Below are 12429 nucleotides of genomic sequence, written 5' to 3' on the forward strand. Positions count from 1 at the left end.
GGTCACACTCCTGCGGGGGTCGTTGAATCGAGGTGTTCGTGAGTTGGCCGAGCAGTGTCAGATGAACGCCGCGATCGGATCGGGCACCACGACGACCTCGCTGCTTTGTGGCGAGGCGGAGCCGGGAAGCTCGTCGCCGACACTGTCTTTGACGGCGGTGATGTTCCACATCACCCAGATCAGTGCCCCGCCGACCACGATCGCCACCAGTGTTTTGGCAATGGCGAAGTGACTTTTGAAAGCAATCGCGGCGATGAACCCGGCGACGCCGACGCCCACGAGAGTGCGGATGAGGCCCTGCACCTCCGCACCTTTGTTGTTGGCCCATTCGATGATTCCTTCGGCGACGACGGTCGACGACGGATCGGCCAGGATCGAGGTAATGGTCATTGTTCGTACCTTTCGGATAGGGGGAGCAGAGCGTCAGTTCGGTTGAACGGGCGCTGCGGGAACGGAGGAGGTAGTGCTGGCACCAGTCGAGGTCGGCACCGCAATGGTTGGGGTTGCTGCGCTGAGTCCGGTCGAGTTCGCGAGCAACGGCATCGGGTCGAGCGCGGATACTTCCCACCGGCCACCCCGGGCGATCGCTGTCAGCGGGTATTGCACGGTCGAGGTCTGCGCTCGGTCCGTGGCTGTGACGGTCGCGGTGGCGAGCACCCGTACCGTCGCACCATCTGCCGGGGATCCGGACGCACCCGCCGAGAAGTCGGTGTCCGAGACGAGGTCGGTGATCTGGACACTGGTGTACGGCGCGGGGGTGACGGCACGGATCGGTGTGCCGGGTGAGGTGTAGCGAGAAATTTCTCCGGCACCGGCAACCATTGCCGAGAGGAACTGGCTGATCGACTGGGTGAGCGAGTGATCGAGGCCGACTCGGAATCGGTAGCCGAGTGTGAGGTCACCGCCGGTTGCCGGGGCCGCCACAGCAGCAGGGACTGCTGCAGCCCGCGCGTCGTCTCCCACGAACACGACAGGGACCGAGAAGTATCGACGTTCCGGCTTCGTCGCCGGGTCTGCCCCGATCGGAACCACCGAGACCGACACAACGATCGCGTAGTTCTGGCCGGCCGCCTGTAGCGGTCCTCCTTGCGATGTCGATCCTGTGGGACCCTGATTTCGCGCCGGCGGGTCGATTGCTTTCACGCTCGCGATTCGAGGTTCGGACGCGGTATAGCTCGCCTGAGCCGGAAGCGACATGCCGTCGGTGCGGACGAAGCGCGCGAGGGCTTTCTCGTCTCCTCGCTTGGATTGCAACCACGTCAACACGAAGTCCTGCGCGAGGTCGGTCGCTGCTGCTTCGCGGGCTGTGTCGATGACCGTCTGAGGGTTTGCCTTGCTCTGGATCGGCGTCGTGGACCCGACGCCGGCCAAGACGAGAACCAGTGCCACCACTCCGGAGCCGATCGCCGCGAACAGACCCCACTTCATCGCCTTGGTCGCGACCGCTTGCTTGCCGGCCCACTGATGAAGCTCGGTGGCCGGCGCAGCTTCTGTCGGCTTGTTCGAGCCCTTCTTACGGAGATGGATCTTCATGAGATCTCCTCGTGCCGAGACGGCTCGACCGTGGCGGGTACGAAGCCCTCGTCGACCAATCGCAGAGCGCCTCGACCCCGGGTCGCCATCATCCGTTCGAGCGCTGCCCGCGCCTGCTCGGCCGGCTCACCGAGCACGACCTCGCGGACGCGGCTGGCGATCTCTGCGCTGAGCGGATTGTCGCCGAGTTGCGCCGCGAGGCCGCGGATCTCTTCGGACACCGAGTGCACGCGAGCGGTGTCCGAGAGCAATGCGGCCGACGGATCGTGGTCGTCCATCCGGGGTCCTCCTGTCGGTAGCCCGCCGTGTACGGGCTTCTGAGAACAGGTAGATCCCTTCGCGGGCGGGTCTGTGACAGAGGCGACCGGAAATTTCTCGAACTTTTTTTCACCGCCCCGCTGCGATTCGTCGGGCTGTTATCACCGTCGCCGTGTAACCGCAGGTCACAGCGGTCTATGTCGAACGCGGGGCGCTGCCGTTTTCTGGTTCCGCCGGACCCGGCGGGTATAACAGCTCCGCCTTTTCGAGTAAGAATCCGCAGCTCAGCGGATATAAGGCGCTGTTTGTGTCAGAGGCGATCGAACTTCAGTTGCCTCTATCAGGAGCGCCCCAGTGACCTCGCCGCAGCCTTCCTCGCATTCCTCCACCCCACTCGGATACAGCACATCGCTGTTTACGACGATCAACGCCGAGTGGACCAATCTCTGTGTCGACGCTCTCGCAGGCCGCGAAGTCCGCACGTGGGCCGATCGACACCCCGCATGGTCGTCCGCTCGCTCCGTGGCCGACATCGCTGAGCTTGCCGCTCAGGACAGTGACGCCACCCTGTCCCTTCTGCTCACCGAGCACAGTGCAGGCAGCGCCCTCGCCGGCACAGTTTTGGTCCGGTTGATGCTCCCCAAGCTGGTCCGAATCCATCGCTACGCGCGGCTGGACGGAACCGATCACAGCCGCGAAGAACGTGCCTCGCGTACCATCGCCGCGTTCTACGAGGTGATCGCTTCGCACCGTCCCGGCGGCACTGGGATTGCCGGGGCACTCTCGCTTCGGACGCTGGGTCTGATCACCAAGACCTGCGAATCTGCGGTGGAAACGCCGGCCGAACCCGACCAGCTCCACCGGGTTGCCGACGGATCCGATGACCGCACGACCAGCAATCCGGGGGAGGTATCGGCACGGGAATTGCATTCGGTTCTTGCATGGGCAGTGCAGTCCAAGACCATCACTGCCGACGAGCACTCACTTCTGATCCGTGCATATCTCGTCACCGAAGGTGCCGATCTCGCATCGCTCGCCGTCGAGGAGAACTGCTCACCGGCAGCCCTTCGACAGCGCTTGAGCCGCGCTGTCGCGCGAGTCCGCGACGGAGTAGCAGCACGCACCGGCAACACTCCCTCGCCGGGAAAGCGGACGTTCTTCTACACCCGATCACACCATGAGTCCGCCTTGGCGAGCTGAAGTCCACCTGCACCAACCCCGCTCTCACCTACAAAGGACGCACATCATGACCGCATCTCGTACACGCAAGAGGATCGTTGTCAGCGCAGTCGGGCTCGCCGTCGCTGCCAGCATCGTCGTCATTCCCTCCGCCATTGCCGATCCGCAAGCCGGTGCTCCGGCATGCCCGGACAACATCTTGGTGGCCATACCCGGCACCACGGAAACCAACGAGCAGGCCGATCCGAATGTGCCGGTCGGAATGCTCCGCAACGTCGTGGACCCACTCGACTCCGAGTTCTCATCCCAGGAACTGCAGACATACACAGTTCCCTACGTCGCGACGATCGTGAACGACAAGGCCCAGACCTACGGAACCAGTAAGAAGGAAGCGATCGATCGCGCATCGCAACACATCTCCGAGAAGGCAGCCGAATGCCCGAGCACCAAGTTCGGGCTGACCGGCTTCTCCCAAGGGGCCGACGCCGCGGGAGATCTAGCCAGCAAGATCGGAAACGGCGAGGGCCCGGTGAGCGCCGATCGCATCTTTGCCGTGGGCCTGATGGCCGACCCCGGCCAGAGCCCGACCGCCGGCGTTCAACTCGGAACCAAGACCACCGGCAACGGCTTCGTCGGTGCGCGACCCAAGGGATTCGGAGCTCTCAACAACGTCACCGCCAGCGTGTGCGATCCCGACGACACGTACTGCAACACCCCCGACGACGCCATCGCCACACAGTTCATCGGGCAACTCGGATCGAAGATCGACGCCACCGATCCCGCGTCTTCGGTCGCCGGAGTCGTCACCACGCTTCTCGGTCTCGACGGCCAACCCCTGACCGACACGCTCGGCAAACTGAACACCGCAGTGACCACAGGCAACATGCTCACCGTGCCGCAGCTCGCACTCGACCTCGCCGGCAACGTCTCAACACTGAGCGCAAAGGTCGCAGAAATGACCATCCCCGGGGCAGACATCGCCCCGATGGCCACCACCGTCTCGCAGCTCACCGATGCAATCCACCGCGGTGACATGTTCGCCGTTCCGGCACTGCTGGCGACCCTCACACCCCAAGTCATCAGCTTCGCGAGCCAATTCAGTTCGATGATCGGGACCGTGGTGTCCAAGCTGCCTATCAACGAGTACATCGCGATCGGCACCACCGCAGCGCGGATCTCCACCAACGCCGCGGCCCAGAACTATGTGGCTCTACCGGCCGATCTCGGCAAACTCGTGGGCCAGGTCAACAACGCGGTCCGCAAGACCCTCCGCGCACTCCCCCTCGACGAGTTCCCCCTTTTGAACCGGCTGGCCGATAATCTCACCCCAGGCCGCGTGCTCGACGAGGTGCTCAACTACGCCACCTCGCTCGCCACCGATTCGCACAACTCCTACGCGAACGAACCGATGGCCGACAACGGTCGAACCGGAGCGGACGAGCTCACCAACCTCTTCCGCACCCGCATCACCAACCCCACGGCACAGATTGCTTCGTAGCCGACCCACCTCCCTACTCGAACACAAGGAACCGTCACGATGCTGACAGAGCTGGACGACCCCGACACCGACATCGCTGTCCGCATCGACGTGCACGACGCTGGGGGTACCAAAACGTGGCACCCCCAGCGCGACGGTCATCTCCTCCTGAACGCCGATCCCGCGGCGTCGACGCACCTCGCACACACCCTCGCCGACACCCTCAGCGGCCACTCTCCGCACGTATGGATGATCACTGGCCCGTCCAGAACCCCCACGTTCTCGACCACCGCGGACACCGACCCGGACCCTGTCGACATCATGGATTCCGTTTGGCGATTCACAACCCAACGCAAAACTCTGATCGACAACGGTCAAGCCACAACCCACGACTTCACCCCCGCATACCTCGTCATCGACTCCCTCGAAGGCGTCGTAGACACCCTCCGCCTCACCTGCAACCGCAGTCTCCAACTCCTGTCCGTCCTCGCTCACCGCGGACACCGCGCCAACGTCTACCTCGCCACGATCACCGATCTCAACGCCCCACGCATCTCCGAAGCGTTGCGGAATTTCGCTGAGCCTCGTCTGCGAGACCGGGACTGTCTGAATAACGGTTGATCCGCTGACCTTGCGTGGCGCGGCCTCACGGAACCGGTGCCTGGTCAATCACGCCACGGAACGAAGGTGGGATTCGAGCGTTCTGATCCGTTCCCGGCCTCGGCCGATGTCGTAGCGGGAAGCTCCGTGCGGCAAAGCAAACTCGATGTTCAGTCGACCGCCATACCCATGGACGATGTAAACAGGAAAGGAAAACCCAGCTGGCGCGGGCCGGCAGTCCTCGAGTTTGAGTCCTGCGGGCGATCGCAATGGTGGAACCGTGCCTCCATTGGTGCAACGAACCTCGTTGGGTTCAGGCAACAGCACTGCCATCTTCGCGGCTGTCAGGGCTTCACTTTGGAGGTGGCCGGCGGCGAGATCGATGTGCAATTCCTCATTTAAACTGCGAGCCAGATCCACGATTTCTACGGACTCGGCCGTAGCCCGATAGACGGGGAAGCCGACAATATTTGTTCCCGCGGTGGAATCCACTGCAGGTGTGACGTGAGGCCTGAGGTCCACAATAAAATGGTAGGCGATGTCGGCGAGCCGAACACTTCTCAGATCTGACTCGGTCCGCATGATAGCGGCAGATACTAGGCCGTTTACCGTAACTCCATGGTGACGTCCGAAGTCGATGAGCCCGGTCGTGACTCGCCTGCTCAAACGACAACGCAGTTGGGTCATCGCACGATGTGGCTCGGTATAGCCAGCCGTCGGCGGCCTGTTTAATGCCGACTCTAATGGTTCGTCATTGCCGACATCGGGTGTGTCGATTCCTCTCTCGGAGAACAGCTTTTCCAGCGACTCGGGATAGCCATGAACAACCGCGTCAGGGGTCTTTCCTTCCACAATGTCGGTGTAGAAAGACCACAGATCGCTGAGCAAATCTACAGAATGGCGACCGTCGGCTATGCAGTGGTGGGTTAGTAAAGTCACACTCGCGCAGGCGGAATCGCCGACGACGTGTAGCCCGGAAAGGGCGCGGCCCGCACTGAGGTTCACCCCGCTCAGCGGCTGACCGGGATCCCCTGTGTGCACGCTGAGGCCGGGCAGCGGACCGGATGGTTTGACGATCATATGGTCTCCATCGATCGTCTCCACGTGCGCAGCCAACACAGGATACGAGCGTCGCAATGTCGCAAATGCCGCCGAGAGCCCCGATATGTTCAAATCGCCGCGAGCCCGCACCGAATACCCGATGAAAACTCCCAAGTCGACGTAGAGCGCCTCACTGGGAGCGAGCCCCCGAATAGAGTAATCCACAGTCACCACAAATTCCTGTCACTTAAATTGCTGTTCGATAGGGGACGTGCAGCTCGATGATCACGAGCCCGGCACCACCAGGAGCGTTTCTGATCATGGGATGGCCTCGGGAGATGGCGCGAACGAGCACCAAAACTAGAACTCACGAAGGTTGTCACGTAGATACACCGACGAATATCCCACCCGCGTTCGCCCAATTCGTTGTAAAGCTGGCACGAGGCCGTCGGTAATCTCAGCGATGAATCGGCGGGTGAGCGAGTTCGACCCGGTATAAATCAAGAATCCGTCACCGCCTACCTCGTCGACGATCTCCCCCATGCGCTCCGCTACGTGATCAGGCGTCCCCACCAGTTCGATAGACGGAGCGAGGTAATCAATGGTCAGCTCGCGCAGAGTTTTACCGCTACCGTGCTGCAGGAAGCTCTCCAGTGATGACTGCTCGCCATTGGTTGTCAAGTCTTGCGGAGGTACTTCGTCGAGCGGAAACTGAGAGAAGTCGATGTCGGTGACGAAAGACAGTTGCAAAAGAATGTTTTCGATGGCCCGGTCGCTGGTCATTCTCCGTTTATTCGCGGCCTGAGCCTCATCCATAGTGGCACCGAGTACTGGCATCGCGATGAAGAGAACCTTGATGTCGTCAGGGTCTCGACCGTGTGCCTGCGCCCGGTTACGGACATCGTCACGAAACTCCCGCATCGTCTCCACGGTGTTGACGTTGGCAACAATCGAGTCGGCGTACTTCGCGGCGAAGTCGCGGCCCTTGGGGGATCCGCCAGCTTGGACGAAAACTGGTTGCCCATTGGGTGGGTGCACCGTGTTGAGCGGACCCGCCGAACGGAAATGCTCCCCAGTGTGGTTCACTGCCCGAACAGTGCCGGGCGCAACATAAGTCCCTGACTCGCGGTCACGGACGATGTTGTCTCGATCCCAGGAATTCCATAGATCTCGGACAAGGTCGACGTACTCATGTGCTACCTCGTAGCGCTTGTCGTGCGGCAGCAGACGATCCATGCCGAAGTTGCGCGCGGCCTGATCTTGACCGGTGGTGACGATGTTCCATCCAAAGCGCCCACCAGCGATGTGGTCGACCGTAGAGACAGTGCGTGCCAGCATGTATGGGGGATAGAAGGCCGTCGACATCGTAGCGATTACGCCTATGCGGTCGGTCGCGGCCGCGATCACCGACGCCAACGGCACTGGGTCGTGTTTCGGCACCCACAGGGCGTGTTTCAGGTACGCATCGAAGGATCGCCCGTATGCATCGGGTACCGACACCGTGTCCTCGAACATCATGTAGTCGAATCCTGCGCGCTCTAGCGACTTCGCCATCTCGACATAGAATCGGCCATCCCATGGCTCTTCAGGCGGCGAGAAGTCGCCGGTGAAATCGTTAGCAAAGAAACCGACAAACCAGCCTAGGTGAAATTTTCGTACAGACATCGACGTGCCTCCAAATTTCGTATACGGACGAACTGGGTGGAACGTGAGCGATATAGAATGCACCGAGGACGGAGCAGATCTACCGGCCAGGCAGAAGTCCCACTAATTAGGGTGAGCGAATGGCCGCGATAGCCCCCTCGATGTCTTTGCAGACGATTACGCGAGACCGGGTTGCGGGGGTGATAAATCCTTCGACGGCAGCGTGCTCGATGTAGGAGAGCAAGGGGCGGTAATACTCGTTGTCGTTCAGCAGTACACAGGGTTTATTGTGAAGCCCCAGGTGTGACCACGTAAGGACCTCGAAGAACTCTTCTGCGGTTCCGACACCGCCGGGGAGGGCAATGAATGCGTCACCGAGTTCGGCCATGAGAGCTTTGCGTTGGTGCATGTCATGGACGACGTGTAGTTCTGTCAGTCCATGATGCGCAGCCTCGGGTATCGCAGTGAAGCTCTCAGGGATCACGCCAACGACGGTTCCGCCGGAGTCCAAGGCCGCGTTCGCGAGGGTGCCCATGAGGCCGACTCGGGCGCCACCATAAACGAGGCGCAGCTTCGATCTAGCAATCGCACGCCCCATCCCCTCTGCGAGCTGTCCATATTTGGTCCCGCGCCCTGGCATAGCTCCGCAGAAGACCGTGACGCTCTTGGGGGTCGGGCGGGCCTGTGCCGAGACCGTAGTCGCGGGCATTGGTCGAAGGTTCATCAGTCGAATGACATTCTGTATCCAGGGGCGAGGATCCTGTATGGGTCGAAGCGACGCTTAGCCCGTGCGATGGCCTGCCATCGCGAACCGAAGTGCGTACACCAATCTCCCGGTGACATGGGGACAGCATTGACTGCGTAGGCCACCCCGCCTACATCCCGAGCCTGTTCATAGAGCAGGCGGTTGCTGGCAATCATTCGGGCTTCGGCCCCTGGGGATGCTGTTCGAAGTACGGCCAACATGAAGAATGTGTCGCAGTGAGGAATCGGAATGAACGGTGCGGTGATCGGTGTTGTTGGAATCGGGTAAACCATGATCAGCCCGGAGTTTCCTAGGTCATCCGTCAATGAGGAGCTGGTAGTTTCGATGAACTGCTCGATCTTGTCTGCCGGGATCAGCAGGCTGGCCCATGGATGTGGATAGAACCACTCACCTGTGTGCCGAAGATCAAGCTCCTGATCCGCCATACGGTTGATAAAGTCACCATAATCTACGTCCGAGTTGTATTCGGCGCACGAATCGTATTGGAGCGATGACAACAGCGCATCGTCGTCTGGCCTTCGTGGTGGGGTGAAGTACTTGGCTAGGTCCAGTCGATAACGTAAGTGGCCGTCGGCATCGACACGAATTCGTCCTTGTACATGGTCGAATAGTCTGTTGGACATGGCGCGGAGTTGGTCGCCAAGGAATACGCCGAGGTTGGAATACTGCAATTTGTACTGTCGAACCGACTCGTGAGCAGCGGTCAGACGGATTGTCGCGTTGACGATTACGCCGAATTGACCGAGGCCGCCGCGCACGGCGTCGAAAAGTTCACTGTTCGATACGGCGGAGCATTCCCGAAAATCTCCCGATCCGGTAACTACAGCAAGAGAGTCCACGTTGTCGGTTTGCAAGCCAAAGCCGTGACTCGATCCCCCGAAGCCGCCGACCGAAAGCGTTCCGCCGACGGTGGTCCCGAGATAGTCGGTGAGTACCGGAGGGGTTTGCTGGCGGCTGAGCGTGGCAGCGACCACGTCGCTCCATCGCACACCCGCATCGATCGTGGCCTGCCCCGATCGAACGTCGTGGACGGTGTTGAACCTTTTCATGTCCAGCACGACTCCGCCATCTGCCTGGCATTGCCCGTAAGTCGAGTGTCCGGATCCGCGCACCGCGAGCGATAGGTTCCGCGCCGCGGTGTAGCGCAGGGCTTCCTGCACGTCGGCCACGGTCCGTGGCACGACAACGACGGACGGTTTCGCATGGATGCAGTTTCCGAAATCAGCCCCGGCGGATGTCAGGTGCACGTCGTCGGTGTGCCAGATCCCGCTCATCTGGCGGTCACACCTGGGGCACCGAAGGTTCTTAAAAATATTTCCTGCTGAAGGACGCCGTGCTCGACATACCGGCCACCCATTGATGCCGCCAGTTCGTCGAGCACCTCCGTGGTGAGGTCTCGGTTGGCCAACTCCTCTGGTGTTACGGAATGCGTGGCGCACCAGTCGAGTACACAGTCCAGACCCGCAACCGAGGCTATGAAGTTGTGCTGATCGCCTAGAACCCACGCTTCCGCCAGTTCGGTGAGTAAATTCCTGCCCGTTGAATCTCCCCGTAACATTTGTCGTGCCCTTGCGCACTGCTGGGCAAAGTAGTGTTGCCTATCAGGAATAGGCATAACATTCACGACAGCTGGGAACGGTAGGTTGGATATCGTTTGCGCGAATCGAAGAATGAGCGATATCGAACCGCCCTCCATTACCACCGCTTCGCCGCGATCAACGTACGAGGTCAGTACTTTTATCAGCCGGTCAAAGGCCTCGTCCGGATCGAAGTTGCCCTGATGTATGGTCCGGTTGTCGAGCCAAACGCGGTTGAGCCCTTCCACTTTCGCGTCGAACGCTCGACCACTGGTGACCAGGAGATCGGAGTAACACTGGATACGGTCGGCAACAACAATCGGAGCCGAGTGACTCAATGCCAACTTGCTCGCTTCGGCGCTCTTTCCAATTCCGGTGGCACCGACGATTGCGTATACGCCGGGTTCCCATCGCACCCGATCAAACCTTGCTTGCGTCTGTGCCATGGTTGATTCCTTCATCCCGATTCCTTTCTCTCGCGGGTCGTGCTCAGCCGAGGAAGGAATTGATCGAATTACTCAGGGAACGGGCGTCAAGTCCGTGAATGTGGTCGTGGTCGTCGGGGGTTCCGTAGTGGCGATCTTCCATCTCACGTCGAACGCCCAGGGAGAGCAGCCGATGGGGATGGCTGACGAGACTGGACGAGACTTGGTGCGCCGAGGTGCCTGCCAGATAGGGCTCGACCAACACGACGTTCGGACGGTTCACGGCTTGCACCGCGGCACACAGGCCCGTGGCGTCGAAGGGGCGAATCGTCGCCGCGTAGAGGATGGTTACGTCGAGCATGGAGGTTGCCGACAGCACCGCATCTAAACAGGGCCCGACTGCGAGGACGACTCCGCGGGTGCCGTACTTGATAGGTGTGAACGATGTCCCTCGGACCGCATGGGGGTAACGGTTGACCTGACTCGACAGCCGTAGGTAGACCCGTCCATCGCCTGGTAGCGATTCGAGGAGAAGATCGGCGGCCTCCTGTGGATGGCCTGGCACGTGAACTGTCCAGTTGGGCATCGAATCGATGACGGTGATATCGCCCGGGGTGAAATGGGAGAAGGCGAACTCCGACAAGTCGTAGGAGGCTCCCCAACTGACCAGGACTGCGCCGACATCTTGCTGGGCGAAGTTCAGCTTTATTTGTTCAAGAGGCCGCTCGACGAGAAAGGCGGCGACTGTGTGTACCACGGGTCGCATGCCACACATGGCGAGCCCGCCGGCTACCCCCATCATCAGCTGTTCCCTGATCCCTACGTTGATCACGCGGTTGGGATCTGCGATCGCGGCCGCTTTGAAGAGGTGGGCTCCGATGTCGGCCAGCACAACTACGGCGCGGGGGTCTGTTTCCAATGCACCAGACATGGTCGTTCCGAATGCGGTCCACATGTCAGTGTGGTTGAAGGACTTTGGTTCTTGCGTGTCTGCGGAATTCATGGCGATTCATCTCTGCTGAATGGACGAACGGGCCGATTGCCGAGTCACGGTGGCGACCACCGCGAGCGGTCTGTCGTTGTGATCTCGATTCAGTGCCGCAGCGATCTCCTCATGGTCAGCACCGTTGATGTTGATTGTGTCCCAACCCTCACCGTCGAACCGTTTATCGATTCCATGCGGCCAACCCATACTTGCCGTGCCGTTGTCCAGGACGATGACCGTCAGTTGGTTCAAGCGCGCGCGTCCTGCAAAAGCCATCGCCTCGTGGTTGCTGCCCTCATCGAACTCTCCATCGCCGATGAGCACGAAGACTCTCGGTGCGTGACGATTTTGTATACGGAGTCCCATCGCGACGCCCACTGCGAGCGGCAAGCCATGGCCGAGCGAGCCACCCGACATTTCTACACCCGAGATTTTGGTTCGATCCGGCGCGAAGCCGAGTGGTGAGTTCTTTGTCGCCCAGGTATCGAGGAGCTCTGGTCGGAGGAACCCTTTGGCCGCAAGTACCGCGTAGTAGGCCATCGGGCCGTGACCTTTGGACAGCAAGAAGCGGTCCCTGTCGTCGTCGTCGGGGCTCTCGGGGGATACGTTGAGGATTTCGTCGTAGAGTACCCACAGCACGTCCATCGTCGATGAGGATGAGAACGAGTGCCTTTCGTCTCCCCGCATACGGGAGATCAGAGCAGGCAGATCGTCATAGCTGAATTCGGTTGGCTCTTGTCGCATCGCATTCTCTTCGAAGCGGATAGCAGTAGCTGGGCAGGAACGTGCAGCCGCGCGTACCAGCGAATGGTTGTCTGGGGAAGGTTTGTCCACGAGCAATGTGACTGTGCCGTCGTTACTCTGCTCGAAGACCTCGGGCGCGACGAGCACGCACTGACCGGAGCCGAAACACCTCCGCTCGTTCACGACGACTTTCATGACCG

Annotated in this window: 13 protein-coding genes; 3 read left to right on the plus strand and 10 right to left on the minus strand. The window is 60.7% G+C overall.

What is annotated here, in order from left to right; all coding sequences use genetic code 11:
- Positions 1-57: 57 nt before the first annotated feature.
- Genes CH290_RS28380 through CH290_RS28390 form a run of 3 tightly spaced genes read right to left on the minus strand, consistent with a single transcriptional unit; the run spans position 58 to position 1811 of the window.
- Positions 58-390 (minus strand): hypothetical protein, encoded by a 333-nt coding sequence (locus tag CH290_RS28380; protein WP_015586144.1) that lies wholly within the window; start codon positions 388-390, stop codon positions 58-60.
- Between the two features lie 33 nt (positions 391-423).
- Positions 424-1533 (minus strand): conjugal transfer protein, encoded by a 1110-nt coding sequence (locus tag CH290_RS28385; RefSeq protein ID WP_015586143.1) that lies wholly within the window; start codon positions 1531-1533, stop codon positions 424-426.
- A complete protein-coding gene (locus tag CH290_RS28390) occupies positions 1530-1811 on the minus strand; it encodes a hypothetical protein (protein WP_015586142.1) in 282 nt (93 codons plus the stop codon). Before CH290_RS28390 ends, CH290_RS28385 begins: the two co-directional genes overlap by 4 nt.
- A 334-nt stretch (positions 1812-2145) precedes the next feature.
- Here CH290_RS28390 and CH290_RS28395 point away from each other — a divergent pair, with 334 nt between their 5' ends.
- Genes CH290_RS28395 through CH290_RS28405 form a run of 3 tightly spaced genes read left to right on the plus strand, consistent with a single transcriptional unit; the run spans position 2146 to position 5068 of the window.
- The gene (locus CH290_RS28395; protein ID WP_015586141.1) at positions 2146-2991 is read left to right on the plus strand and encodes a hypothetical protein; all 846 of its coding nucleotides are present in this window, start codon (positions 2146-2148) and stop codon (positions 2989-2991) included.
- Between the two features lie 46 nt (positions 2992-3037).
- A complete protein-coding gene (locus tag CH290_RS28400) occupies positions 3038-4468 on the plus strand; it encodes a cutinase family protein (RefSeq protein ID WP_015586140.1) in 1431 nt (476 codons plus the stop codon).
- 39 nt (positions 4469-4507) lie between these two features.
- Positions 4508-5068, plus strand: a complete 561-nt coding sequence (locus CH290_RS28405) for a hypothetical protein (RefSeq protein ID WP_015586139.1) — start codon at positions 4508-4510, stop codon at positions 5066-5068.
- 48 nt (positions 5069-5116) lie between these two features.
- Here CH290_RS28405 and CH290_RS28410 read toward each other — a convergent pair whose 3' ends face one another.
- From CH290_RS28410 to CH290_RS28440, 7 genes are all read right to left on the minus strand, one after another.
- Positions 5117-6319 (minus strand): phthiocerol/phthiodiolone dimycocerosyl transferase family protein, encoded by a 1203-nt coding sequence (locus tag CH290_RS28410; protein ID WP_032365006.1) that lies wholly within the window; start codon positions 6317-6319, stop codon positions 5117-5119.
- A gap of 129 nt (positions 6320-6448) precedes the next feature.
- Positions 6449-7753 (minus strand): NtaA/DmoA family FMN-dependent monooxygenase, encoded by a 1305-nt coding sequence (locus CH290_RS28415; RefSeq protein ID WP_015586137.1) that lies wholly within the window; start codon positions 7751-7753, stop codon positions 6449-6451.
- Positions 7754-7859: 106 nt separating this feature from the next.
- Entirely contained in the window at positions 7860-8456 is a 597-nt protein-coding gene (locus tag CH290_RS28420; RefSeq protein WP_015586136.1) for an LOG family protein, read from the minus strand.
- A complete protein-coding gene (locus CH290_RS28425; protein WP_032365005.1) occupies positions 8456-9772 on the minus strand; it encodes an FAD-binding protein in 1317 nt (438 codons plus the stop codon). Before CH290_RS28425 ends, CH290_RS28420 begins: the two co-directional genes overlap by 1 nt.
- Positions 9769-10536, minus strand: coding sequence for an adenylate dimethylallyltransferase Fas4 (gene fas4 / locus CH290_RS28430; RefSeq protein WP_015586134.1), 768 nt, complete (start codon positions 10534-10536; stop codon positions 9769-9771). The genes CH290_RS28425 and fas4 overlap by 4 nt, the downstream gene beginning before the upstream one ends.
- A 28-nt stretch (positions 10537-10564) precedes the next feature.
- Positions 10565-11503 (minus strand): transketolase family protein, encoded by a 939-nt coding sequence (locus tag CH290_RS28435; protein ID WP_015586133.1) that lies wholly within the window; start codon positions 11501-11503, stop codon positions 10565-10567.
- 6 nt (positions 11504-11509) lie between these two features.
- Entirely contained in the window at positions 11510-12424 is a 915-nt protein-coding gene (locus CH290_RS28440) for a thiamine pyrophosphate-binding protein (protein WP_080730063.1), read from the minus strand.
- Between the last annotated feature and the right edge of the window lie 5 nt (positions 12425-12429).

Origin of the sequence: Rhodococcus sp. 06-156-4 (genome assembly GCF_002259345.1) — a bacterium.
Taxonomy (GTDB): Bacteria; Actinomycetota; Actinomycetes; order Mycobacteriales; family Mycobacteriaceae; genus Rhodococcoides; species Rhodococcoides fascians_E.